Origin of the sequence: Streptomyces sp. 2114.4 (genome assembly GCF_900187385.1) — a bacterium.
GTDB classification, from domain to species: Bacteria; Actinomycetota; Actinomycetes; order Streptomycetales; family Streptomycetaceae; genus Streptomyces; species Streptomyces mooreae.
The window spans coordinates 3,798,584-3,823,579 of sequence record NZ_FYEY01000001.1 but is presented as its reverse complement, the minus strand read 5'-3'; the positions used below and the strand labels follow the sequence as shown (position 1 = coordinate 3,823,579).

Sequence of the window (24,996 nt, the reverse complement as noted above, 5' to 3'; positions counted from 1 at the left end):
TGCCGTCCGCCGAGGCGATCCCGGTGCCTCGCCACACTCCGGCACCCCCCGCCACCGTCTCGACTGGCGGGTGCGCTTCGGTCTCCTCGCGCTCGTGTGGGGCCTGAGCTTCCTCTTCGTCAAGATCAGTGGGGTGGCGTACGCGCCGCTCCAGGTGTCGTCGGGACGCGTCGCCCTCGGCGCGGCCACCCTGCTTGCCGTCCTCGTGGTCCGACGGCAGCCGCTTCCCGGGGCCGGGCTCCTGTGGCTCCATCTCGCCGTGGCCGGGCTCCTGCTGAACGCCGTCCCGTTCACGCTCTTCGCCTACTCCGAGGAGCGGATCAGCTCCGCGCTCGCCGGCATCTGCAACGCCACCACCCCTCTGTTCACGTTGCTGGTCGCGGTCAGTGCGCTGCCGGGGGAGCGCCCCCACCGCAACCAGGTGGCCGGTATGGCCCTCGGTTTCGCCGGAGTGCTGGTGGTCTTCGGCATCTGGAACGGTGCCGACGTGGGCGACCCGGCGGGAGCCGGCATGGCCCTGGGGGCAGCTTTGAGCATGGGTGTGGGATGGGTATATGTCCGCCGCTTCCTCTCCGGTCGCGGTCACTCCGCGCTCTCCCTGGCAGCCGCCCAACTGACAGCGGGCGCCGTGGAGCTCGCCTTGGTCACCCCCTTCCTCACCTCGGCGCCCACGACCTTCCCGGCCGCGCAGACGCTCGCCCTCCTGATCCTGGGTGCGCTGGGTACGGGAGCGGCGTTCTTGATGCAGTACGGCCTGGTGCGGGACGTCGGCGTCACTGTTGCGTCGATGGTGACCTATCTCGTCCCCGTCATCTCTACGCTGGCGGGCGTGGTCGTCCTGCACGAGGAGCTGAACTGGCACCAGCCGATTGGCGCCGTCGTCATCCTCGCCGGTGCGGCCCTTTCGCAGCGCACGCAGCGCACGGAGCGTACGGCAGCCACGTCCGCTTCGGTCCCCCGCCCGGCACCCGTGGCAACGGAAGCCCCCGAAGAAAGGTGCACACGTTGAAGATCGTGATGGACGACCTCTCCGGCCCGGAGATCGCCCGATTCCTCCAGGAGCACATCGAACAGATGCGGTCCCGCACGCCGTTGGAGAGCAAGCACGCCCTCGATCTCGACAGTCTCCGCAAGCCCGGCATCACGTTCTGGTCGGTCTCGGACGGCGACAGCCTGGTGGGCTGCGGCGCGATCAAAAGGCTGGACGCGGGGCACGCCGAGCTGAAGTCGATGCGTACCCGGCCGGTGCGGCAGCGGAGCGGGATCGCCTCCCTGCTGCTGGAGCACATCATCGCCGAGGCCCGCCGGATGCACTTCACACGGCTGAGCCTGGAGACCGGCGCGGACGAGTTCTTCCTGCCTGCCCGGCGGCTGTACGAGAAGTTCGGGTTCCGGGAGTGCGCACCGTTCGCGGACTACCGGCCCGACCGGAACAGTACGTTCATGACCCGGGAGTTGTGAGCAGCAGCAGTCGGCTCATGCCTGCCCGATCAGCAATGGTGGCGCGGCTGGGCGGCTGCTTCCACAGCTGTGGAAGGTGAAGCAGTGGCCCTGCTCTCGCAGCCATGTCCTCTACAGCCGTGCCCCTTCCCCCACTACCGTTGCATGCTCACGCGATGCGGATACGGGACTTCGGGGGCGTGCCCAGTGGCAGGATACGAACTGACACTTGGTAAGACGATTGCCAAGGCGCGCAGGCGCAAGGGATGGCCGCAGCGGGACTTGGCGGCGATGATCGACCGGTCGGAGAGCTGGGTATCTCAGGTGGAGCGGGACGTGATCCCGGTCAACGGCCTGGATGCGCTGCGCCAGATCTCCGAGGCCTTGGATATTCCCCTGGCCGATCTTCTCGCCGCCGCGCCGCCCGCGCCTGCGCCGGCATCGACTCGGCGTCGTTCCGCCTCGGCTAGGGTTGTTCGCAATCTTGGTCCAGAGGAGGGGGACGACCCCGTGCGACGCCGCGAACTTCTGGCCGCTGCGGCGGTGGTCTTCACGGCCCCCCTGGCCGGTGCTTCTCCGGCCGAGGCCAGCGCCCTCGCGCCCCTGGAAGACCACTTGCTCTACGGCATCGCCACCGTGCCGAAGAGCGGCGAGGTGTCACCGGCCGGCGTCGCCGCTGAGGTGAAGGCGTCCCGCGAGGAATTCCGAGCCGCCCGGTACGACACGCTGGCCCGCAACCTGCCTGGCCGGATCGCGCAAGCGCAAGCCCTGGAGCCGGCGGAGACGTCGGCCACCGCGGTGGCCGACCTCTACAACATTGCCACGCGGTTGTGCATCAAGCTCGGCGAGGACGGCCTGGTGGCGATCACTGCGGACCGTGCGCTGACCTCCGCGCGGATCGGTGGGGACGCCCTGACGATTGCCGAGGCGCACCGGATGGTCTCCAGTGCCTGGCGCCGCCAAGGCCATCTCGCACGTGCCACGAACATCGCAGTCAGGGCCGCCCAGGACGTCCGCGCAGACCGCCGAACCCCTGAGGCAGCCCGGCTGGCCGCGCACGGCTCGCTGCTGGCCACTGCCGCGTACACCGCGGCCAAGAGGGGTGACCGGGACACCGCACACGCACTGATCGATGAGGCGGCCAAGGCCGCGGAGACCGGCCGGACGAGCCCTGAGGCCCGCACGGACACCGGGATCCAGCAGGTGGTGCTGCACCAGCTGTCGGTCCACTATCTGCTCGGTGATGCCGGGCAGGCGATCGACCTGGCCAGGACCATCAACCCCGCGGCTCTGCCGACCGCCGAGCGGCAGGGGCGGTTCTTCACTGACGTGGCCCGTTGCTTCGACCAGTGGGGCAAGCCCGAGCAGTGCTACCGGGCTCTGTTGGCGGCCGAGCGGGCGGCACCACAGGAGATCCGGCGCGGGTCGGTCAAGACCCTGGCCGGCGGCCTGCTCCGGCATGACCGGACGCTCCCGGGCGTCCGGGCGTTCGCCGGCCGTGCGGGCGTGGCCGTCGACTGACGTACCCGCAAAGGGATTACTACCTCGCAACCCGGTTGCGTATCTGTCTGTTCCTCTGGCGGTTGACTCGTACTCAGCCGCCAGGGGCCGCGTACGGCCGGCCTCTCCTCGCCCCTGGTGGCGGTGACGACCACCACCGTCTTCGAGGAGTTGCACCATGGACGCTACCCGTGCCGGTCAGCAGCCGCTGCCGGGCCAGTTGCGCCCGTCGGACACCGACGGCATCGACCAGATCCAGGCGGACATCGCCGCAGCTCTGCGCTCCACCATCGTCCTTCCCCCGTATGACGAAGTCCTCCGGCTGATCGACACCCTCAAGGGACATCTCGGCCCGCTGATCGAACAGGCCAAGGAGCACGTACAGGAGCACCGGCCGGGCGAGGTCGCCTGGTACCGGGAACACGCCCAGATCGACAACGCCCAGATCCAGCTGCGATCCGGGCCTGGCGATGGGCTGCTGTCGGCCGCCCGTCGCCTTCAGTCGCTGGCCCGGTCCGTCCAGCAGATGCTCCGGCAGATCCACCACGAACAGGTGGTGTGAAGTGACGCAGATTTCCCGCCGGAACCCCGGTGGGAGAACCGAAGAGAAGGGAACATGCGATGAACGACCTGATCGTCTCGAAGCGCTCTGTTCAGGCCGCCCGCAGCCAGGACCGGCTCAGCGACGGTGGCGGTACCGGTAAGGGCGACGGCAACGACTGATCGGAGCCGCAGATGACCGCCATCTCCTCGGCGGTCCGGAGCCTCGGCGGGGACTTCCCCGCCGAGGCGTTCGGCCGCACCTACCGCCACTGGCCATGCGTCGGCGACTTCTCGGACCTGTTCACCTGGGACGACCTCAACCAGATCATCGCCCGGCACCGCCTCGAACCCCCACGGCTGCGGCTCTTCAACGACGGCAGCCAGATCCCGCAACACAGCTACGCCCACCCCGTGGTGTCCAAGCGCCACACGGTCTGGCACCGGATCGAGCCCGCCAACCTGCACCACCAGCTCAAGGACGGCGCCTCGCTCGTCCTGGACGCCGTCGACGCACTGCACCCCGGCGTGGAAGACCTCGCCACCGCGCTGGAGCGGCACTTCCGCACCGACGTGCAGGTCAACCTCTACGCCTCATGGACGCCGAAGGAAGGCTTCGGCGTGCACTGGGACGACCACGATGTGGTGGTCCTCCAACTCGAAGGCGCCAAGCGGTGGAAGCTCTACGGAGCCACCCGAGTCGACCCCCTACGCGTCGACACCGAGGCCCCCGAGCCACCGATCGGGGCCCCGGTCGCAGAGATTGTCCTCCAGGCCGGCGACATGCTCTATCTGCCCCGCGGGTGGTGGCACGCCGTCGCCGCCACCGAAGGCCGGTCCCTCCACCTGACCTGCGGCCTCAAACCCACTACCGGAGCGGACCTCCTGTCCTGGCTCGCGGACCAGCTGCGGGTCTCGAACACCATCCGCGCGAACCTGCCGTATTTCGCCCCGCCGGATGAGAGGACCGCGTATCTCCAAGCCCTGCGCGAGGAGTTCGCCGAAGCCCTGCACGAGGGGGTGATCGAGGAGTTCATCAACGCACGGGGGAGCACGGACCCTGGCCGGCCGGTGCCGTCGCTGCCGTTTGTGGACGGTATCCCCGCGGACGGGTGCCTGTGCGTCCGTCTCACCGTCGCCGGAGCCTGGTACGGCGTGGATGAGAACGGCCACGTCCTGTTCAGCGCCGGCGGCCAGGAGTGGACGTTCAGCAGTCCGGTCCTGGCCGTGATCAAGCTCCTCCTCCAAGGAAGGACCGCAACCCTGGGCGGACTGTCGGTAAGCTCCGGGCTCCCCGTCGGCCACGTCGCAGCGCTCGTCTCCGAGCTGGTCGAGGCCGGTGTCGCCGCCGTCAGCCGGAGAAGGTAGCCGACGATGTTCACTGCCCCTGAGCCTGCTGTCAGGGACCGCATGCTCTCCGCTCGCGGCCACGCGTGTGACCTGCTGGGGCTCGCCGACACCGCAGGTGGTGAGGTGTGGGGGTATGCGGGCAGGACGCTGTCCGGGGCAGTCCGCACGCCCACGGGTGTCGCATGGCTGCGGCTGGTGAGTGATCCCCGGGGGAAGAGCGGGGGGAAGTTGTGGGAAGGCCCCCGAGAGGCGGAACGGGCCGTGCCACCCGCGGTGCCACGGCCCAGGCTGCTCGGTCTGGGCGACTGGTCGGCCGATGGCTGGGACTACCGAGCCGAGCACTACGAGTTCGTCGCGACTCCGCCGGTGGCCAAGAGCCCGGTGCTTCATCCACTCCACCAGCACGCGGACCTCCCGGACACCTGGTGGCAGGGACTCCACCAGGCCCTGGCGCACCTCGCGCTCGTTCGCACGGACCGTCAGGCCGTGCGCGAGCAGTACATCCGGCGCCGCGTTCCGGAGTTCACCGGCGTCACCCCCGGCGAGATCACCTGGGCCACGGCCCACGGCGACCTCCACTGGGCCAACCTCACCGGCCCGGCCCTGACCCTTCTGGACTGGGAGGGATGGGGCACGGCGCCCCTCGGTTACGACGCCGCGACCCTCTATCTGCACTCCCTGCCCGCGCAGGACGTCGCCGAGCGGGTCCGCAAGGAGTTCGCCCACGTACTGGACACCCCGGACGGCCGGATCGGCGAACTGACCGCCTGCACGGAAATCCTCCAAGCCGCTCCCCGAGTGCCGTTCTACGCAGGCCTGGCCGACGGCGTCCGGCAGCACCTCAGACGGTTGTAGGAAGCCGGCTCCCGAGGTGCCTTGGGCCGGTCGTCGGATGAACGGATCCGCGCCGCCGAAGCACCCCAACGAACCCCGCGGAACCGCCCATTCCGCCCGGTCGCCCCATGTTCCGGTGCAGGTCAGCACATTCAGGGGCCCACCTGCGCTGTCGTGACCACCTGTCAGACTTTGGGTGCACGTTGAACCACTTCCGGAACGGACACGTGGTCACCAGTGACACCTGTACCTGTATGCCGTACGTCCCGGGGAGATACATGACGCGCAGATGGTCGCTCATCACCACGATTGCCGTACTGACCGTCGCGCTGGCCTTTGTCGTCGCCCAACTGGTGCGCGGCCAGGGGGCCGGGGAGGCCGGGAAGGCGCAGGCCGGGGGGAAGTCGGGTGAGCCGAGCCCGAGTTCGGGGGCCGGGTCGCTGCGGGGTGTCGGGTGGTGGCCGCTGCACCGGTCCGGTACCGCGAAGGCGGGGGAGCACGATGCCGTCGTCAGTGGTGGCGGGCAGTGGACCGACGGTCCCGAGGGCGGTGCCCTGCGGCTGGACGGCACCAGCGGATATGCGGACACCGGTTCCCGGCTCGACACCGCCGGCAAGGACTACTCGGTCGCCGCGCGGGTGCGGCTGGCCCCCGAGGACCTGAACGGCTTCCACACCGTGCTGTCCCAGGACGGTGACCAGGCCAGCACGTTCTACCTCCAGTACTCCGGACAGGACCAGAACTTCGCCTTCAGTTTCACCGGTGCCCGTACCGTCGCGGAGCAGGCCGAGAAGCCGCAGGCCGGCCGCTGGTACCACCTCACCGGCACGTACCGCCAGAAGGACCACCGGATGCGGATCTACGTGGACGGGCGGCCGGCGGGAAGCAGGGAGGCCGTCGGCACGGTGAAGCCCACCGGCGATGTGGTGGTCGGACGCGGCAAGTTCGGCGGGAAGGCTGCCGACCACTGGAAGGGCGATGTCTCCGATGTGCACCTCTACGACCGGGAGCTGACGCCCGGTGAGGTGAGCTCGCTTTCCTCCCGCGAACCGGGCTGACGGCGGTACCGGGGCGGGTACACCGCCGCCGCGGGCCGGCGGACACGCCGCGACGGAGCGAACGGCCGCTCGCGGCGGCGCCCGTCGGCCTGCCCGCGGCCGGCGGTATCCGTCTTCCCCCCACAGACGAACCGGAGAGGAAAAGGCCCTTGTCGGCCAGTGCTTCGACCGAAGACTGCATATCCCGTCCCCACGCCGCGGAACGCAGCCCCCACACCGCGGAACTCGGTTCGGACGACTTCCTCAGAGCCCTCTACCAGTTCCACGGCAGCGCGCTGCTGCAGTTCGCCGCGCGGCGGCTGGGGGGCGACTGGCACCGCGCCGAGGACGTCCTCCAGGAAGTCGCGATACGCGCCTGGCGGCACGCCGGGGACCTCGACCCGACCGCGGATTCGGTGCGGCCGTGGCTGTTCACCGTGCTGCGCAACCTCGTCATCGACGGCCACCGGGCCCGCCAGGCCAGACCACCCGAGGCCGGCGACCCGGAACTCGCCCACCTGCCGGTGTCCGACGACGTGGACCACATCCTCACCTCCCAGGTGCTGATCGAGGCGCTGCGGGACCTGCGGCCGCCGCAGCGCGAGGTCCTGCTGCACGTGCACTACCTGGGGCGCACCGTCAACCAGACGGCCCGGGTCCTCGGTGTGCCGCCGGGCACGGTCAAGTCGCGTACGTACTACGCCGCGCGGGCCCTGCGGGAGGCGCTGCACAGCCGCGGTCTGCAGGCGGGCGGCCGTGACCGGGCCGCCGGATGAGACTCACGCGAAACGTCCCGCGTGCCGGGTGACCGCCAGGCCGAGCGGTCCGGTGTCGAGCGAGCCGTCCGCACCGGCCTGCCAGGGCCACGCCGCGGGCGCGTCGCCGAGCACCAGCAGCGCGTCCCCGCGCCGCAGGCCGTCCAGCGCTCCCGCCCGCCGCGGGAGCTGTGAGGCGTCCACGACGAACAGGTGCGGCGCCTCGCCCTGGACGGCGATCCGGCTGCTGCCCTCGATCAGCCGGAAGATCTGGGTGACCTCGGACGCTCCGGGCTCCGGTGCTCCCGGTGCTCCCGGTGCTCCCGGTGCCGCCGACGCCGCCCTGGCGAACGCCTCCTCCAGGCTGGCCGCGGTGTGCAGACGCGAGGTCCGCGGCGCGTCGCCGGGCATGAACCCGTCGCCGGCCAGGGAGCCCACCAGGGTGACCTCGGCGAGCGCGCCCACCGGGCCGGCCAGCGCTTCGGCGACGACGGCGCGCGCCAGGCCGCGCACCTCGTCGTCCGGGCCGGAGACGGAGACCGGACCCGCCGCCCGGGAGAGGTCGACCAGCACCCGGTCGGCGCCGTCCAGCCCCACCGTCACCGTCAGCGCGTACGGCAGGGCCGGTTCGCCCTCCGGACCGGGGCGGTGCAGATCGTCGGGCGAGATCGTCCAGCGCTCGCCGTCCGCCTCGGCGGCCCAGGGCGCGGGGGCGGTCTCCTCCGGGCCGGCCAGCAGCAGCCCGAGGCGTTCCTCGGAGTAGACGACGGCGTACAGGTCGGGCAGCGACCGGCCGGAGCGCAGGCACTCGCCCGTCAGCCGGCGCAGTCCGGCGTTGACCACGTCCAGTGCCTCCCGCCCCATGACGGCGGCCGAGGCGACGGCGGGCTTCGGCGGGCGGGGCCGCCGCTCGGTGACGATCAGCGCGGTCACCGCCCCGATCAGCGCCAGCCCCAGCACCACGGCCAGGACGTACCAGATCATCTTCTGACTCCTTGTCGGGACGCCCCGGCGGCGGAGCCGGGGCGGGCGGAAGCGGGAGCGGCACCACGGCCACGTCGCGGTGCCCGGTACCCGAAGGCCACTACGGCGCCCGCCCGCGGATGGTTCACCGGCCCGTCCGTCCCGCGCCCGTGAACCATCCGCGGACAGCACCCGTAGGTCCCCTCAGTGGCACGGGAGCCGTCGAGCAGGGCTCCCGCGGCTCCCCATTCACGCCGGCTGGAGGACGTTTCGTGTCGTTGATGTTGACCGTGGTCGAGGGGGACGGTGACGCGTTCGACGTCCACCTCGACGCCGACCCCGACACGCCCGTGGGGGCCGTCGCGGAGGCGCTGGCCGGGGCGGGCGGCGTCCACCGGCCCCCGGAGGGCCTTGGCCTGTACGCCGGCGACCGGCTGCTGCCCGCCGATATGCGGCTGCGGGACGCGCCGCTCCACCACGCGGCCGTCGTGGGCCTCGGCCGCCCCGCGGGCACCGCGTCGGCCGAACCGGACGGGCTGGTGGAGGTCCGTGCGGTCGGCGGGACCGGGGCGGGCACGGTGCACCGGCTCGACATCGGCGAGTACCGGATCGGACTGGCGCACGACGGGAGCGCCCAGGTGCTGCGCGCCGTCCCGGACCGGCCGTGCGCCGTCTTGACGGTGGGCCCCGGGGGACGCTGCCGGGTGGCGCCCGACGCGGCGGCCGCGCCGGACGCCGGCGCCCCGCAACTGGACCGCGAGGAGCTTGCCGGGGCCACCGCCTGGCCGGCCGGCGCACAGCTCCTCGTCGGCGGCTGCCTGCTCGAACTCGCCCTCCCGCAGCGGCCGGACGCGGCCGTGCAGCTGTCGGAGGACGGCACCGGCTGGGACTACAACCGGCCCCCGCGGCTGCGGCCAGCCGAGAACGCCACCCGCTTCACCCTGCCCTCCCCGCCCGCGCCGCCCGCCGCCCGGCCGCTCCCGTGGATCACCGCGGCCGCCCCGCTGGTGATGGCGGGGGTCGGGGCGCTGGCCTTCGGCCGTATGCAGATGCTGTTCTTCGGACTGCTCTCCCCGGTCGTGATCGTCGGCAACTTCCTGATGAGCCGGCGCAACGGACGCCAGTCGCACTCCGACGAGGTCGCCGCCTACGAGGAGAAGAAGGGGCGCATCGAGGGCGACGCGGAGCAGGCCCTGACGGCCGAACGCACCGCCCGGCGCCGTGGCTTCCCGGACCCGGCCGAGGTCGTCCTGACCGCCGTCGGACCCCGGCGCCGCCTGTGGGAGCGCCGCACCTCGGACGCCGACTTCCTGGAACTGCGCATCGGGACGGCCGACCTGCCGTCCGACGTGGTGCTCCACGACCCGACCAAGGACGAACACCGCCGCCAGGACCCGTGGACGGCGTACGACGTCCCGGTGACCGTTCCGCTGCGGGAGCACGACGTCCTGGGCATCGCCGGCGAGGGCCCGGCCGCGCGCGCCGTGGCACGGTGGGCGGTGGCCCAGGCCGCCGTCCTGCACAGCCCCCGTGACCTCCAGATCCACCTGCTGACGACCGGCGGGCCGGGCCGGGACGGCTGGTCCTGGCTGCGCTGGCTGCCGCACGTGCGCAAGAAGTCCGGCGACACCCCGGCCGCCATCGGCTACGGCACCGAGACCTGCGCCCGGCGGGTCGCCGAACTGACCGCGCTGATCGCCGAGCGCGCCGGACGGGAGGACCGGCAGAGCCGGAGTGCCGGGCCCGATGTGCTGGTCGTCCTCGACGGGGCCCGCAGGCTGCGTTCGCTGCCCGGCGTGGCGCAGATCCTGCGCGACGGACCGGCCGTCGGCGTCCGCGCGGTCTGCCTGGACGCCGAGGAGCGGCTGCTGCCCGAGGAGTGCCACGCCGTCGTCGCCGAGGAGCCCGGCGGAACCGTGCGGGTGGGACGCTCAGGCCGGGGCACCGTCGGGGGCATCCGGCCCGACGTGGTGTCCCTGGACTGGTGCCGTTCGCTGGCGCGGGCGATGGGGCCGATGCGGGACCCGGGCGGGGACGACGAGGGGGCCGCGGTGCTCCCGGGCTCCGCGCGGCTGCTCGACGTGCTCGCCCTCGACCCGCCGCAGGCCGCCGGCATCCGGGCGCGCTGGACGGCCGGGGGCCGCTCGACCCGGGCGGCCGTCGGCGTCTCCCTGGACGGCCCGTTCTACCTGGACCTGCGGCGTGACGGCCCGCACGGGCTGGTCGCCGGTACCACCGGTTCCGGCAAGTCCGAACTCCTCCAGACGCTGGTCGCCTCGCTCGCGGTGGCGAACCGTCCGGACGCGATGACGTTCGTCCTCGTCGACTACAAGGGCGGCTCGGCGTTCAAGGACTGCGTGGACCTGCCGCACACCGTCGGCATGGTCACCGACCTCGACGCCCACCTCGTCGAACGGGCCCTGGTGTCGCTGACGGCGGAGCTCACCCGGCGCGAGCACATCCTCGCCGCGGCCGGCGCCAAGGACATCGAGGACTACATCGACCTGCTGGAGCGCGAACCGGCGGGCCGCACCCCGATGCCCCGGCTGCTCATCGTCATCGACGAGTTCGCCTCGATGGTGCGCGACCTGCCGGACTTCGTGAAGGGCCTGGTCAACATCGCGCAGCGGGGCCGCAGCCTCGGCATCCACCTGATTCTGGCGACGCAGCGCCCCAGCGGCGTCGTCTCCTCGGAGATCCGCGCCAACACCAACCTGCGTATCGCGCTGCGGGTGACGGACTCCGGCGAGAGCCAGGACGTCCTCAACTCCGGTGAGGCCGCCGGGATTGCGCAGAGCACCCCCGGCCGCGCCTATGTGCGCCTCGGTCAGAACTCCCTGGTGCCGTTCCAGTCCGGGCGGGTCGGCGGCCGTCGGCCCGGGGCCGCGGCGGCCTCGCTGCCGGCACCCTGGGCGGTGGCGGTCGGCTGGGAACGGCTCGGCGAGCCGCTGCCGGCGCGGCCGCGCGCCGCGGCCGCGCCCGCCGAGGTCGAGACCGACCTCACCGGGCTCGTCGCGGCGATCCGCGAGGCGGACCGGGAGATGGGCATCCCCGCGCAGCACAGCCCCTGGCTGCCGCCGCTGCCCGAAAAGCTGGCGCTCGGCGAGCTGCCCCCGGTCCCGCCCTCGGACTACGACCTCGCGCCCGTCGCGTACGGCGTGGTGGACCTGCCCGCACAGCAGGCCCGGCTCCCCCTGGTGATCGACCCGGCGACGCTCGGACACCTGCACATCATCGGCTCGCCCCGGCAGGGCAGGTCGCAGACGCTGCGCACCATCGCCGGGACCCTGGCCCGCGCCCACTCCCCGGATCGGCTGCACCTGTACGGCATCGACTGCGGCAACGGCGCGCTGCTGGCCATGGAGGGGCTGCCGCACTGCGGCGCCGTCACCCAGCGCACCCAGCCCGACCGGGTGGCCCGGCTGCTCGCCCGGCTGACGGCGGAGCTCACCCGGCGGCAGGAACTGCTGGCCGCCCGCGGCAGCGCCGACCTGACGGAGCTCCGCCGCGCCCTGCCCGAGGACGAACGGCCGCCGCACCTGGTGCTGTTCATCGACCGGTGGGAGGTCTTCGACAAGCAGCTCGGCGAGTACGACGCCGGGAACCTGCTGAACTCCGTACTGACGCTGCTGCGGGACGGTGCGAGCGCCGGCATCCACCTGGTGATGACCGGCGACCGGGCGCTGTTCTCCAGCCGGGTCAACGGCGCCACCGAGGACAAGCTCGTGCTGAAGCTCAACGAGAAGTCCGAGTACGGCATGATCGGCATCACCCAGCGGAACGTGCCCGACGAGATCCCGCCGGGCCGCGCCTTCCGCGCCGCCGACAAGGCCGAGGTGCAGATCGCGCTCCTCACCGAGAACCCGGAGGGCCAGGCGCAGGCCGCGGCGCTCCAGCAGATCGCCGAGGAGTGCCGGCAGCGGGCGGCTCACCTGCCGGCCGCCACCCGGCCGTTCCGCGTCGACACCCTGCCGGACCGGCTCACCTTCGAGGAGGCCGCCCGGTTCGTCCCGGCCAGGCGCTCCGTGCGCTGGGCGCTGGCCGGCGTCGGCGGCGACGAACTCACCGCCGTCGGACCGGACTTCACCGTCACCCCGACGTTCCTCGTCGCCGGGCCCGCCCGCTCGGGACGCAGCACCGTCCTGTCGACCCTGGCGCTGTCGCTGCTCGCGGTCGGCATCCCGGTCGTGGTCGGGGCCCCCGCCCGCTCGCCGCTGCGCCACCTCTCCGGACGGCCGGGCGTGCTCGCGGTGTTCGACGAGTCCGACATCGACCCCACGGCCCTGGAGACGACGCTCGCCTCCGCGCCCGACGGGGCCGTGGTGCTCCTGGACGACGCCGACCTGCTGCTGAAGACGCGGGCCGAGCCGGTCCTCACCCAGATCGCCAAGTCCGGTGCCGAGACCGGCCGCGGCCTGGTGATCGCCGGCCAGACCGACCGGCTCTCCTCCGGCTTCTCCGGCTGGCACACCGAGGCACGCCGCAACCGGTGCGGTCTGCTGCTGAAGCCGCAGAACATGAGCGACGGCGAACTGATCGGCGTCAAGGTGCCCCGCAGTCGGCTGGGCGCGACCCGCCCGGGCCGGGCGATCCTGCACCTGGGCGACGGGGTGCTGCGTACCGTGCAGGTCCCGGAGACGGTGCTCACGGAGCCGGGCGCGCCTGCCTGACTCCCCGCATGACCCCCGTGCCGGACACGCCGTCCGCGCACCACAGAGGGCTCCCGCCGAGGTGATCGGCGGGAGCCCTCTCGTCTGCGGGACGGCGGGGCCGGCTCAGGCCGTCCCGGGCAGATAGCTGCCGTCGCGCACCGGCGGGGCCTGGTGACCGGTGTAGGCCGCCGGTCCGTAGATCAGGCCGGTCACCCCCAGGAAGAAGCCGGCCACGTCCGGCCGGGACCAGCGGTGGGTGACGCCCCGCAGGCCGCCCAGGGTCGGCAGATGCAGCGGCGAGGTACGGACCGTGAGGCGGGCCGTCCACACCTTCTGCAGCACCGTGCTCACCGCGTTGCGCGGGTTCACGGACGCCGTCAGAAGCCACTTGTAGTCGTCGATCTTGGACCCGATGCCCTTCGCGACGTGGACCATGTCGTGGGGGATGTTCTTGTAGTCCTTGACGGCGACCCGGATATTCCTGGGGACGCTCCCGACCGCCACCGGAATCTGCTTGAACTCGCCCAGGAATTCCCTGAATCCACTGCCGATCCTGCCGATGCCCCCGCCGGCCCCGCCCACCTTGACCGCAGCCGTGACCGAGCCGGCGATCGAGCCGACGCCCTTGAGGACCGCGGCCCCGCCCATGAACAGCCCGATGCTGCCCAGCACGATGCCGAGGGGACTCCACTCGCCCGACTCCGCGCTCAGGGAGATGTTGATCCCGAACGCCGTGGCGCCGGTCACGAAACTGCCGATCGTCAGGGCGAGTCCGACGCCCTGCAGACCGGGCACCAGCATGGCCAGCACGCCCAGCACACCGCTGATGATGCCCAGGGCGAGACTGAACCCCTTCCGGATCTTCTCCCAGAGGCTGTAGCCCGCGACGGACTCGTCCTTCGCGTCGTCCAGCTTCTGCGCGGCGGTGGCGGCGTCCTCCTCACGCACCCTCTGCGCATCCTCCGCCAGCATGCGGGCGGCGTCGAGATCCGCCTGTGCGTCATCGGCGTGCGTCTGCGCCGTGGACTGTCTGCTGTGGGCTTCGTCCAGTGCGCGCCGGGTGCTCGCCCGTGCCTCGATGTCGTCCGGCGGGTGGGTGACGGCGTCCAGCCGGCCGATGTCGGCGCCGGCGGCACGTACCGCCTCGGTGGCCGACGCCAGCCGCTCCTTGGCCTCGCGGCCCTTCTCCAGGGCGTTGTCGGCGTTGCGCTGCTGGTCGCGCAGGGAGTGGACGTAGGTGTCCAGGGCGCCGGCCGCCTGGTCGTAGGAGCTGTGCAGCTTGCGGACCTGCTCGGTCAGATCACCGAGCTTGTCCCGGAGCTTGTCCATGGCCCGGCCCTCGCCGACCTGGTTGTCCTCCAGCCGGGAGAGCAGGGGCAGGGCGTCCCCCGCGTCGTCGGCCACCGAGCGGTAGCTGCGCGCGAGTCTGCCGAGTATCTCCGCATCGCCCGGGGTCGGATCGTCGGAGAACCCGAATACGTCCTCCCAGTCGGACACCGGCGGACGTGCCATGGACGTCACCTCACTCTCCGTCAGCTACGGTGCCCGAGATCCGCGCCGACCGCCGGGTCTGCCCCACGACGGGTCCGGGCCCGGGCTCTTACCCGGTTTCGAGCATGCCCCGTACGCCTACCCTCCCTCAAGGCGATCCCCGTCCTCGCGGACACCCGGCCCGACAGTCTGGACGACCACCGGTTCACGTGCTTCGACCACGCCGAGCTGATCGAGAGGGGAGTCACCGCACCTGCCGTCGGTGCCCCGGGGGTGTACCGGGGTGGCCCGGCCGAAGTGCCCGCCGGTGAGGCGGACGTGCACTCGGCCGAGCCGCCCGGTGAGGGCTTCTCAGTCGACGATCGTTTCCGGCTTCACTCCTCTGACCAGGGAGTCGATCGCCTCCGGCCACGGGCCGTAGCGAGCGACCCAGTCCATGACCAGGTAGACGACACCGTGTTGGTCCATGGCGAGGAAGAGGTGTCCGTTCTCGAGCTCGCCGAGCGGGAACATCTCCACCCCCAGTTCCGCTCCCCACTCGGTGAACCGGTCCTCCTCGCCGATGCACAGCAGCGGATCGATCTCGAACGGTGTGCGCGCGGCGGTGATCCCGGTGCCCGAGATGTCGAAGCGCAGCCCGCCGAACCGGGCGAGAAAGTCCCGGACGACCTCGTGCACCACCATCCCCTGCTCCTCGAAGGGCGCGGTCCACGACGAGGGATCCACCCGTCGATCCGGCGACCAGCCGAAGGAGACGAGGGTGTCGGCCACCTCAGGTGAAAACTCCTCTTGCACGCTTGCTCTCCTCAGGTGATGAAGTCTATGCCGTAGTGGTTTACCAAGTTCTGGCAATTGGCGCACGGGGGAGCCGTCGCCCCATAATGGGCGTTGTTGGGCGAGCGCACCATGATCGCGGCGCCCTTGGCTCCCGTCGGGTCCCGCCCGTCATTGAGTGCCTTGGTCAGGGCTTGGGGAAGCCCGCACTTTCCGTGCACGGGCGTGCGATCAGCCAACGGAATGTTGTCCAGCACGTTCTGGACGTCCCGATGCAGCACGTGCGTGTTGCCCTTCCCGCTCACCCCCGTGATGATGTCCCCGCCTTCCCGGAGACTGATGGCCTCCGCCATGCCGCCCCGCTGCCCCTTGGGCAACTTCAACACGTCGTCGGCGAGCTTCTGGGTCGCCGACAGCAGTTCGGCGTCCGAGCAGGGGGCGAGTCCGAGGGGGTCGGCCCAGGTGAGGGGCGAGTCGACGTAGGCGACCGGGTTGGGCGCCGGTGTCAGGCCCAGCGGGTCGGGGCTGGCGAATCGGGCGGTCTCGGGGTCGTAGTGGCGGAAGAAGTTGTAGTACAGCCCGGTTTCGGGGTCGGCATACTGACCGGGGAAGCGGAGCGGGGTGTAGGCGGTGGCGTCGCGGTTCCAGGTGGTGGTGCCCCAGACCGTCGACCGCGTGTGCCAGGCGATCTCGCCCTGCTCGTCGACCAGTTCCGTCGGTGTGCCGACCAGGTCGGTGACCATGGCGAAGAACCGGGAGTCGACCTCGTCCTGGGACAGGGACGCACCGCCGGCTGTTGTGAGGCGGCGTTCGTACTGCGTGAGAGGCCGGTGGCCGTCGTGGTCCCAGGTGACGGTGACACCCGTACGGGAGGTGGACTCCTCGGCGAGGCTGGTGCCGTCCCAAGTGAAGTGGACCGACTCGGCCGGCGCCCCTTCCTCGCCGCTGCGGTGCTTGGCGGTGCGGCGGCCCAGCGGGTCGTAGGTGTAGGTCCAGCGCGTGCCGTCGGGGGTGGTGCACGCGGTCAGTCGGTCCTCGGCGTCCCACTCGTAGCGCCAGGTGTCCGGCTTCTTCGACAGCCGCGCCCTTTGACGCAGCGTCATGCGCCCGGCGGCGTCGTGCTCGTAGCGCACCTTGCCCGCCGACAGCACCTTCGTGCCCTGGTAGCTGCGCTCCCCCCGGGCCCCGCCGTCGGTACTCCGGCCGGGCCACTGGGCGGCGGTCTGGTTGCCGGCCGCGTCGTAGGCGTAGGACTCGTTCCAGCCCTCCGCGCTCACCGTCAGCGGCCTGCCCACCGGGTCCAGGTCGAAGCGGCGCTGCTCGCCGGTGACCTCCTCGGTCAGCGACGTCAGGTAGCTGTCGGGCCGGTAGCCGTAGGAGCGGGCGCGGCGCAGCTCATGGCCTGAGGTCAGCGACTGGTGGGTGAGGCGGCCCCTGTCGTCCCGGGTGGAGGAGAGCCGCACCTGGGCGCCGAAGAACCGCTCGGTCTCCCGGCCCAGCGCATCGTGCTGGAAGGCGAGTTCGTGCCCGCCGGTGGAGACCGCGGTGCGGTTGCCCACCGCGTCGTAGGCGTAGGTGGAGACGGCGCCGGTCGGGGTGGTGCGCGAGATGCGCTGCCCGGACAGGTCGTAGCCGTAGCGCATGGCGCGCCCGTCGACGGTCTCCGACAGCAGCCGCCCGCCCGCGTCGTAGGCCAGCTCCAGCACGGACTGCGGGCTCTCGGCACGGGTCAGCCGTCCGAGCGCGTCGTGGGTGTAGCGGGTGACCGCCCCGGCGGCGTCCTTGGCCGTGACCCGGCCGACCGCGTCCCGCTCGAAGCGGATCTCCGCACCGGACCGGGTGGTGTGGGACGTCAGCCGGCCGGCCGCGTCGTAGGCGTAGGTGACGGTGCGCCCGTCGAAGTCCGACTCGCCGACCGGCCGTCCGGCGCGGTCGTAGCTGTAGTTCCAGGTCAGGCCCTGAGGGTTGGTGACCTGCGTGAGGTGCAGCTCGGTGTCGTAGGCGAAGGCGTGGGTGACGCCGTCAGGGGTGGTGCGCTCGGCGAGCAGGTCGAAGTGGGTGTAGCGCATGGCGGTGGTGCCGCCGGCCGGGTCGGTGTGGGAGAGGCAGTTGCCTTCCCCGTCCCAGCGCCACTCCTCGACGCTGCCGTCCGATGCGGTGCGGCGGGACAGCAGGCCCTCGACCGTCCACTCCAGCCGGGTGACGCCGCCGAGGGCGTCGGTGACCGTGGTCGGACGGCCGAAGGCGTCGCGCGTGCACCTCGTCTCCGCCCCCAGCGCGTCGACCACGCGGACCGGCAGACCGGCAGGGTCGGTGTCGATGCTCCGCTGCGCGCCGTCGGCTTCGGTGAGGGTCGCCACAGCGCCGGTGGGCGCGTGGGTGTAGCGGGTGACGGCACCGTCGGGGGCGGTGGCCGCGGTGCGGTTGCCGCGGGCGTCGTACTCCAGCTGCTGCACCGCCCCGCCGGGCAGCACGATCTCCGTGGGCAGGTGCAGCGCGTTGTAGCCGACTTGGGTGCGGCCGCCGTCGGGCTGCTCGATGAGGGTCAGGCTCTCCCCTGCATCCCACTCGTAGCGGGTGGTGCTGCCCAGTGCGTCGGTGTGGGCGAGGAGGTGGTCGTAGCGGTCCCACTCGGAGTGGGTGGTGTGCCCCAGCGGGTCGGTCTCGGCGACGACCTGGTGCAGATCGTTGAGCTGATAAGTGGTGGTGGCACCGGTGGAGTCGGTGTAGTGGGTGCGCTGCTCGGCCGGGTCGTAGGACCACTGCGAGGACAGGTGCCCGTCGGGGCCGATGGTCTCGGTGACGCGGTGGGTCTCGTCGTAGACGTACCGGTACGTGGAGTCGTTCCGGTCGGTCCAGGAGGTGATGCGGGAGTGCTCGTCGTAGCCGAACACCAGGGCCTTGCCGGAGGAGTCGACGATGTGGCTGAGGTTGCCGTCCGTGTCGCGTTCGTAGGACGTCACCTCGACGGGGCCCTCGGGCGTGACCACGGAGGCGTCAAGGAGCAGTCCGGCGACGCAGTTCAGCTCCACGCGGTAGCCGCCGGAGTGGACCATCGCCGTCGGGGAGCCGTCCGCCTCCCGCTCGATCCGCACCTCGTTGTCGTTGCGGTCGTGCCAGCGGGTCAGCCAGTGCACGCGGGTCTCGTCGGCGCCGTCCGTGGCGCGGTCCGCGAAGTGGTGGACGAGGCCGGCGCGCGGCTCGCGGACGACAAAGGCGACCTCGCCCTCGGCCGTCTCCTCGGCCGCCAGCGGCAGGCGGGGGCCTTCGTCGGGCCACACCAGGTCGTCCACGGAGCCGGTCTCGGGGAGCCGCGGGTAGGTCAGGATCGACCCGTCCTCGCGCGCCCACCACGCCCGGCCCCGGTCGTCGACCTCAAGGCGTTCGTCCAGCGTGGAGGCCCAGGAGGGACCGAAGAACTGCCCGTAACGGTAGGTCGACAGATGCGTCCGCGTGAGAGCCAGCGGCAGCACGCCCGGCAGTTCCAGGTCGGTCTGCATCAGCAGCATTTCGCCGGTGGCCACGTCGACCGGGTCGGTCGCGCACTTCTTGCCGACCGCCTCCCGGCTGACGGAACGGGTGGAGCCGGACCCGAGGTTCTTCATCGCGCTGGACCCGATGTTCTTCATCGCGCCGGGCTTGATGCCCTTGAGCGCCGAGCCGACGCTTCCGAGCCCCTTGAGGAGCGCGCCGCCGCCCGCGACCAGGCCGACGACGCCGAGGACGATCTCGCCGATGTCCCAGTCGCCGGTCTCGGCCATGATCGACATATTGATGCCCAGTGATGCCGCGCCGGCGACGACGGCCCCGATGGTGAGCGCGATCCCGAGTCCTTGCAGACCGGGTATCAGCAGCGCCAGCACACCCAGCACGGCGCTGATGATGGCGAGGGCCTTGCTGAACGCCTTCTTGATCTTGTCCCAGAGGCTGTAGCCCGCGACCGACTCGTCCCTCGCGTCGTCCAGTTTCTGGGCGGCGGTGGCGGCGTCCTCCTCGCGGACCTGGCGGGCGTCCTCGGCGAGCATGCGGGCCGCGTCGAGGTCGGCCTGGGCGTCGTCGGCCTGCGCCTGGGCTCCCGACTGCTTGCTGTGGGCCTCTTCGAGGGCGCGGCGGGTGCTGGCGCGTGCTTCCTTGTCGTCCGGCGGGTGCTTCTCGCCGTCGAGCCTGCTGATGTCGGCGCCGGCCGCTTTGACCACGTCGGTGGCCGATTCGAGCCGGTCCTTGGCCTCGCGGCCCTTCTCCAGGGCTTTGTCGGCGTTGTGCTGCTGGTCGCGCAGCGAGTTCACGTACGTGTCCAGGGCGCCGGCTGCCTGGTCGTAGGAACTGTGCAACTTGCGGACCTGGTTGGCCAGGTCGCCCAGCTTGTCCCGGAGTTTGTCCATCGTCTTGCCCTCGCCGACCTGGTTGCCCTCCAGGCCGGAGACGAGGGGCAGGGCATCGCCCGCGTTGTCGGCGACGGAGCGGTACTGGCGGGCTAGATCGCCGAGCATGTCCGCATCGCCGGGGGTCGGGTCGTCCGAGAACCCGAAGACGTCTTCCCAATCGGACACCGCTGGACGCGCCATGGCCGCGACCTCACTTTCCCTGTTCTGCGTCGCTCGTGTCGGCCTGGCCGTCGAAGCGGAGCGACTCCGCGATCGCGTCGAAGACCTCGTAGAACTGCTCCGCCAGATCCACGTTGGGAGTGGAGCTGGCGATCACCAGGTAGTCGTGGGTGTGGGGCACCGGGACGAGGGTGTGCCGCACCGCGGTGGGAACCCGCTTCCCCTGGTAGTCCACGTCCTCGATGCGGGAGATCCGCCCGGCCGCCCCGGCATGCGGCAGTTCCACCAACTCCACCTCGCCGGGCGGCAGTCCGCTGCCCTCCGCGTCGGTGCCGAGCTGCACGCCGGCGGCCATGACGAGGTCCGCCAGATCCTCCGACTCCTCCTCGGGAACGGTGATCCGCAGCACCACCGTCGTGGCGCTGAGCACCAGTGGACCGCTGCCCGCACGCAGGATCCTGAGCATGCCCGATGCCCGCAGCGCACCCTGTGCGTGCGCTTCGCGGGCGATGCGCCGGGTGTTGCGGATCAGCCCGTCCACCTGTTCGCGGGTGAGCTGGGGGGCCTTCTCCACCTGTGCCTCGATGCGGCGGCGGATCGACGCGTCCCGGGTGCTCGGGTCGAGGTCGAGATGCCACCACGAATCGGGGAACCTCAGGCTGTACTCCGCGGGCGCGGCCGCCTCCGGCTGCTCCGTGGTCGGTTCCGACATGGCGCTGTTCCCTTCGGCGCGACGTTCCTCCGTCACGCGTCCTGCTGGTCTTCGTCCAGCGACTTGATGGTCTCGTCGTCCGTCTGCGTGAAGTTCTCGGCGATCGTGTCCGTGTTGTCGGCGAACGTCTTCACGTTGTCGTGAACCCGCTCGTGACCTGCCACCCACGCCTTGTCGAACGCGTCGAGGGCGTCCGCGAGCGTGCTGTCGCCGGCCAGGCTCTTGAAGTCCCCCGCGCCGCCGGTGGCGTTGTAGAGCGTCGCGGAGTTCCCGATCAGTTCCCCGATGTTCTGGAGCTCCTTGACGGTGTCCTTCAGGTCCTGCACAGGCACGCTGATGTTGCCCATCGGTGTCTCCTCTCTTGTCCCAGCCGCCCGGCCCCGCCCTCACAGGGAGAGCGGGGCCGGACGATGCGGGGGAGCTTCAGCCGATGGAGCCGGCCGTCTGGTCGTCGGTGTCGACGAACGCGTCGGCGACCTGCTTGATGAACTCGCTGACGCCCTGCAGGCCCTCGATCGCCTTCTCGGTGCCGTTCTTGTACTCCTCCCAGTACGGACGGAACTTGGTCTCCGAGCCCGGCGTCGCGTAGGCCGCCTCGACCATCTCGTCCATCTTGGTGTTGGCCTCGTGGAGGCTCTGCTGCATCTGCTCCTTCTGGTTCTGCAGCCAGGTCGCCGCCTCCCGCATCTCGTCCGGGCTGATCTTGATGTTGCCGCCGGCCATGCCGATTCCTTCCCTCGCTGCGTATCGCCGCGGCCCGCTGGGGCCGCACACACGTGGCTGTACGGGGCATCTTCCGGGGCGGTTCACGGCTGTTGCGGAACGGTGACGAAAGCCGGCGGGAGCGCTGCATCCGTCGCGCGCGCCCTTCGCGGGCGAGGTGCCGACCGGCAGGGTGCGCTCGCCGGGCATGACGTTCCGATCCGGCCAACGAACAAGGCCCAGGTCGCTGACCTGGGCCTCAACTAGGGGGCGGGGAACGGGATGCGCAGGCGGGATCGGAAATCGAGCGGGAGGGGTGCTTTCCGTCTTCCGGGCAGGGCCGAGACCGGGCCGCCGAAGAGAACCGGCTCAGGCAGCCGGCAGCCGATACTTCAACCGGGAAGCGTTCAGCGGCGGGCAGGTGCGGTCCCGGACCCAGGCGGCGCCGGCTGCGACGGCGCCGAGCATGGCGACCGGCGCGACCAGGACGGTGACGATGACCTGGAAGTACGAAAACGCGTAACCCCCGAGGAGGTTGATCGCGGTGCCCAGCAGGACCGCTGCCAGGAGAATGAGGGGAAGGGCCTTGGTCAGGGCCCGCACGGTCACTTCGCGTGCGGGGTCGTGCTGGCGCTGGAGCTCCGCGGCCACGGTGGACCGGACCCAGAAGAAAGCGGCAAGCAGGCACACGGCCCAGCCCACCCACATCAACGGAGTGCCGGGATTGGGGTAGTGGTGCACCTCCCACACCGGCGGCCCGTGCAGCTGCGTGGTCATCGCTTCACTGTCGCGGTCGAGGAGACCACCGGGCATCCCTGCCCACCAGAGGATGACGGCGACAACGGCAGGTACGGCGGCGCCCCTGGCCGCCGCCGCGGCGGTCTCCTTCAGGCGCGGGCGGGTGGGCAGCAGACCGCGTTCGACCGCCCAGGAGGTGGCCAGCGCGTCGATGTCACCGCCGATGTAGTCGGTGACCGACCGGCCGTCGGAGTCGGCGGCGGCCAGGTCCGCTGCCAGCTCCTCGGCCATCTCGTCCGTCGCATCGTTTTCGATTCCGAGGCGCCGCCAGGTCTCCGTGGCCTGGTGTATCGCGTCCTCGACCGTCAGCGTCATGATTCCTCCCGCGTCGTCTGGCTGATGATGGAGCCGATGCTCGTGGCGAATTCGCTCCAGTCGCGGCCCCACGACCGGAGCATCTGCAGGCCTGCCTGGCTGGGGCTGTAGTAGGTACGGGCAGGACCCCCGTCCCCGCTGCGGCGTTCGACCTCGACCAGCTCGCGTTTACGCAGGCGTGCCAGCGCCGGGTAGATCGAGCCGTCCGCGACGTCGAGCCCGGCCTCTGCGAGCCGGACGGTCATCTCGTAGCCGTAGACCGGCGCCTCCGCCATCAAGGCCAACAGGCACATATCCAGCACCCCGCGTAGCCACTGGGCGCGGGGGGTGGGTGCTTCCTCCATGGCCAGTACCTTACACAGCATGAGTCATGCACTGCAAGGTAGTGGAACGGGCGGTGCCGGAGTGCGGTGCGGGAGGGTGCGGAGCCCTGGCAGATGTCCGCGGGGGCCGTACGTGTCGCCGCGGGGGCCGTACGTGTCTCCGCGGGGGCCGTACGTGCGCCTTTCCGCACCTTGACCGGTGATTGCCTGTGGCCGCCGGGCATGGCCGTGCGCCCCGTAGGCCGGGAAGGGGCCTACGGGGCGCACGGTGCAGGGCTTACGGGTGGTACTTCTCCTCGACCGTCTCGGCGGCGCCGGACTTGCGGTCCATGGTGACGCGGACGGTCACGCTGCCGGTCTTCGCGGCCTTCTCCAGCTGCTCCACGGTGCACTTCGCGGTGCCGTAGCCGTCCCCGCCCATGGACACACTGCCCCCGTCGCCGGAGCAGATCGCGGCCGCGCCGAGGACCGTGGTGGCGTTGGCGACGAAGAACGCCTGGTCCATGCCGCCGCTCTGCGGCTTGACGATCAGCTTGCCGGGCGCAAGGTACTCCAGCTTGCCGACGATCGTGCGGCGGTTACCCGCCTGGGCATGGCCGCCCCCGCCTGAGCCGGACCCGCTGCCCGCCTTCGCGGCGGACGACGCCGTGGCGGACGTGCCGCCGTTCTGCCCCTGCGAGCCGGACTGGCCCGAGGAGGATCCGCCCGTGGACCCGGCCGGGGGCGAGGCCTGGGGCGAGGCCTGCTGCGAGCCGGCCGCGGCCGAAGAGCCCGAGGACCCGGCGGCACCCGCCGCCTTGGAGCCCTCCCCGCACGCCGTGGCCCCCAGGCCCAGCGCCGCCGCGACGACGATGGCGGTGGCGATGCGGCGGCCGGCGCGGCCGCGGAAGCGGTTGGTGGTGGCGGCGTTCATCATGACTCCTGTTGCTCTGTTCGCTCGTCCTGCGTCTGAAGCACCATCAGTTTTCGAGATCCTGTTGGCGTTTCGCTAACGGGGGGCTAATGCGCCGCGATGGCACACCGCGGCGCACCAGCCGCGGGGTGCGTGCCGCCGACGACAGCGTGACGGGCGGCGTGCGCCTCCGTGGGCGATCTCCGCCTCAGCCGGTCGCAGCCGGTGGTCAGCCGGTCGCAGCCGGTGGTCAGCCGGTGGTCAGCCGGTCGTCGTGCCGGCGTCCGGGGTCGGTGCCGGGGCGGCTTCCGGGGAACGTGCGGCCGTGCGGGCGAGGTTGTCCTCGAGGCGTTGCAGGGCGTCCGGGTAGTCGAAGCCGGACTTCGCCATGCAGGTGTGCGCTCTACCCAGGGCGCCGCGTACGTCGGGGCACGCCGGGACAGGGAAAGCCCGGTGGTGCCCGCGGCTTCCCGGCGGGAACCCGGGAGCCGTACGGTCGGCCCGCCGCAAGCTGATCGGCGGCCGGAAGTCATGATCACCGACATCGCCCTCGACCTCGCCGCGGCGCGCACCACCGCCTGACGCGAAACCCTGCCCTCAGAAGTTGTACGGCTTCGTGGTGCTCCAGTTCAGCACATCGGCCTCGTTCCAGCTGAACTGCTGCTTGGCGCCGCTGAGGGCGACGGAGTAGGAGGGGCCGGTGTGGCCGTCCGCGCCGCGCAGCGCGAGGGCGAACGACTGTGCCGTCTGGTGCTTCGAGCCGTAGTCGAAGAGGTTCACCGCGGTGTATGCCTTGCCGCCGGGCTGGAGCGTGAGGTGCTTGCCGCCGCCGGGGTTGTCCTTCTTCGAGTGCGGCAGTGCGGTGCCCTCGGCTTCGCCGAGCTTCACGGCCGGGTAGGAGGTGACCCAGCAGGGCTTGGTGCCCTTGTTCGTCGCGGTGACCAGCAGGTGGTCGCCCTGCTGCCCGGCGAACCGGTGCACCGCGGTGAGCAGCATCTCGTCGCCGCGGCACTGCCCGGCGGCGGCCGTGGTGCCCTTGCCCGCGACCTCGCCCGTCCCGCCCGAGGCGGTCGTCGAGCGCGCGCTCCCCTTGGTGTCACCGCCGCCGTTGGCCTGCTCCGCGCCGCCCGTGCCGCCCCCGCCGGACGCGGACTGGCTCTGCGCGCTGCCGGCGGCGTTGTCGCCACCCGCCGCCTTCGTGCCGCCGTCGGCGCCGTTGCAGGCGGTCAGGCCCAGCGCCAGCGCGGCGGTGACGGCGGCCAGGGCGGCGCTACGAATCCGGGACGTACGCATATCGGGTTCCCCCTGCATCTCGTGCGGGAGTCGCCTTGGCCGTTCCCGCGGTGTGCACACCACTCTTCCCGGGGGCACTGA

At 71.6% G+C, this 24,996-nt stretch carries 21 protein-coding genes and 1 pseudogene; 10 read left to right on the top strand and 12 right to left on the bottom strand.

Annotation, left to right across the window (positions count from 1 at the left end):
- Nucleotides 1–70: 70 nt before the first annotated feature.
- The 9 genes and pseudogenes from CFW40_RS16745 (at nucleotide 71) to CFW40_RS16710 (ending at nucleotide 7,477) form a co-directional block, all read left to right on the top strand.
- Nucleotides 71–1,009 (top strand): DMT family transporter, encoded by a 939-nt coding sequence (locus tag CFW40_RS16745; RefSeq protein WP_256331436.1) that lies wholly within the window; start codon nucleotides 71–73, stop codon nucleotides 1,007–1,009.
- Nucleotides 1,006–1,461 carry a GNAT family N-acetyltransferase gene (locus CFW40_RS16740; protein ID WP_088798654.1) on the top strand — a complete coding sequence of 152 codons (456 nt, stop codon included), beginning with the start codon at nucleotides 1,006–1,008 and terminating at the stop codon, nucleotides 1,459–1,461. Before CFW40_RS16745 ends, CFW40_RS16740 begins: the two co-directional genes overlap by 4 nt.
- Nucleotides 1,462–1,605: 144 nt before the next feature.
- Nucleotides 1,606–1,833, top strand: a pseudogene (locus CFW40_RS38920) (multiprotein-bridging factor 1 family protein); the annotation flags it as partial.
- A 117-nt stretch (nucleotides 1,834–1,950) separates the two neighbouring features.
- Nucleotides 1,951–2,961 carry an XRE family transcriptional regulator gene (locus tag CFW40_RS16735; protein ID WP_256331437.1) on the top strand — a complete coding sequence of 337 codons (1,011 nt, stop codon included), beginning with the start codon at nucleotides 1,951–1,953 and terminating at the stop codon, nucleotides 2,959–2,961.
- Nucleotides 2,962–3,118: 157 nt separating this feature from the next.
- Nucleotides 3,119–3,502, top strand: coding sequence for a DUF6415 family natural product biosynthesis protein (locus tag CFW40_RS16730; protein ID WP_088798652.1), 384 nt, complete (start codon nucleotides 3,119–3,121; stop codon nucleotides 3,500–3,502).
- 173 nt (nucleotides 3,503–3,675) lie between these two features.
- A complete protein-coding gene (locus CFW40_RS16725) occupies nucleotides 3,676–4,848 on the top strand; it encodes a cupin domain-containing protein (RefSeq protein ID WP_088798651.1) in 1,173 nt (390 codons plus the stop codon).
- A gap of 243 nt (nucleotides 4,849–5,091) precedes the next feature.
- Nucleotides 5,092–5,685: a hypothetical protein gene (locus CFW40_RS16720; protein ID WP_256331438.1), complete on the top strand. Its 594-nt coding sequence runs from the start codon at nucleotides 5,092–5,094 to the stop codon at nucleotides 5,683–5,685.
- A gap of 257 nt (nucleotides 5,686–5,942) precedes the next feature.
- Nucleotides 5,943–6,722 carry a LamG domain-containing protein gene (locus CFW40_RS16715; protein WP_088798649.1) on the top strand — a complete coding sequence of 260 codons (780 nt, stop codon included), beginning with the start codon at nucleotides 5,943–5,945 and terminating at the stop codon, nucleotides 6,720–6,722.
- Nucleotides 6,723–6,871: 149 nt separating this feature from the next.
- Nucleotides 6,872–7,477: a sigma-70 family RNA polymerase sigma factor gene (locus tag CFW40_RS16710; protein ID WP_088798648.1), complete on the top strand. Its 606-nt coding sequence runs from the start codon at nucleotides 6,872–6,874 to the stop codon at nucleotides 7,475–7,477.
- Nucleotides 7,478–7,480: 3 nt separating this feature from the next.
- Here CFW40_RS16710 and CFW40_RS16705 read toward each other — a convergent pair whose 3' ends face one another.
- On the bottom strand, nucleotides 7,481–8,440 hold the full coding sequence (locus tag CFW40_RS16705) for a hypothetical protein (protein WP_088798647.1): 960 nt from the start codon (nucleotides 8,438–8,440) through the stop codon (nucleotides 7,481–7,483).
- Between the two features lie 260 nt (nucleotides 8,441–8,700).
- Between CFW40_RS16705 and CFW40_RS16700 the strand changes: the two genes are divergently transcribed.
- Complete coding sequence (locus CFW40_RS16700; RefSeq protein ID WP_088798646.1) at nucleotides 8,701–13,089, top strand: FtsK/SpoIIIE domain-containing protein; 4,389 nt, start codon at nucleotides 8,701–8,703, stop codon at nucleotides 13,087–13,089.
- Nucleotides 13,090–13,194: 105 nt separating this feature from the next.
- Here the strand turns inward: CFW40_RS16700 and CFW40_RS16695 are convergent, their stop codons facing one another.
- The 11 genes from CFW40_RS16695 to CFW40_RS16650 all read right to left on the bottom strand — a co-directional run bounded on the left by CFW40_RS16695 (nucleotide 13,195) and on the right by CFW40_RS16650 (nucleotide 24,915).
- The gene (locus tag CFW40_RS16695) at nucleotides 13,195–14,583 is read right to left on the bottom strand and encodes a DUF308 domain-containing protein (RefSeq protein WP_088798645.1); all 1,389 of its coding nucleotides are present in this window, start codon (nucleotides 14,581–14,583) and stop codon (nucleotides 13,195–13,197) included.
- Nucleotides 14,584–14,913: 330 nt separating this feature from the next.
- Complete coding sequence (locus tag CFW40_RS16690; protein WP_176956489.1) at nucleotides 14,914–15,333, bottom strand: SUKH-3 domain-containing protein; 420 nt, start codon at nucleotides 15,331–15,333, stop codon at nucleotides 14,914–14,916.
- Nucleotides 15,334–15,368: 35 nt separating this feature from the next.
- Nucleotides 15,369–19,886: a DUF6531 domain-containing protein gene (locus tag CFW40_RS16685; protein WP_088798644.1), complete on the bottom strand. Its 4,518-nt coding sequence runs from the start codon at nucleotides 19,884–19,886 to the stop codon at nucleotides 15,369–15,371.
- A 25-nt stretch (nucleotides 19,887–19,911) separates the two neighbouring features.
- Complete coding sequence (locus CFW40_RS16680; protein WP_088798643.1) at nucleotides 19,912–20,592, bottom strand: hypothetical protein; 681 nt, start codon at nucleotides 20,590–20,592, stop codon at nucleotides 19,912–19,914.
- A 32-nt stretch (nucleotides 20,593–20,624) separates the two neighbouring features.
- Nucleotides 20,625–20,939: a hypothetical protein gene (locus CFW40_RS16675; RefSeq protein ID WP_088798642.1), complete on the bottom strand. Its 315-nt coding sequence runs from the start codon at nucleotides 20,937–20,939 to the stop codon at nucleotides 20,625–20,627.
- Nucleotides 20,940–21,015: 76 nt separating this feature from the next.
- Complete coding sequence (locus tag CFW40_RS16670; RefSeq protein WP_088798641.1) at nucleotides 21,016–21,315, bottom strand: WXG100 family type VII secretion target; 300 nt, start codon at nucleotides 21,313–21,315, stop codon at nucleotides 21,016–21,018.
- A gap of 348 nt (nucleotides 21,316–21,663) precedes the next feature.
- Entirely contained in the window at nucleotides 21,664–22,407 is a 744-nt protein-coding gene (locus tag CFW40_RS16665) for a hypothetical protein (protein ID WP_088798640.1), read from the bottom strand.
- Nucleotides 22,404–22,751, bottom strand: coding sequence for a PadR family transcriptional regulator (locus tag CFW40_RS16660; RefSeq protein WP_088798639.1), 348 nt, complete (start codon nucleotides 22,749–22,751; stop codon nucleotides 22,404–22,406). Before CFW40_RS16660 ends, CFW40_RS16665 begins: the two co-directional genes overlap by 4 nt.
- 256 nt (nucleotides 22,752–23,007) lie before the next feature.
- Complete coding sequence (locus tag CFW40_RS16655) at nucleotides 23,008–23,643, bottom strand: hypothetical protein (RefSeq protein ID WP_088802166.1); 636 nt, start codon at nucleotides 23,641–23,643, stop codon at nucleotides 23,008–23,010.
- Between the two features lie 240 nt (nucleotides 23,644–23,883).
- On the bottom strand, nucleotides 23,884–24,012 hold the full coding sequence (locus CFW40_RS38100) for a hypothetical protein (protein ID WP_256331439.1): 129 nt from the start codon (nucleotides 24,010–24,012) through the stop codon (nucleotides 23,884–23,886).
- A 207-nt stretch (nucleotides 24,013–24,219) separates the two neighbouring features.
- Entirely contained in the window at nucleotides 24,220–24,915 is a 696-nt protein-coding gene (locus tag CFW40_RS16650) for a DUF4232 domain-containing protein (RefSeq protein ID WP_088798638.1), read from the bottom strand.
- Nucleotides 24,916–24,996: the final 81 nt, after the last annotated feature.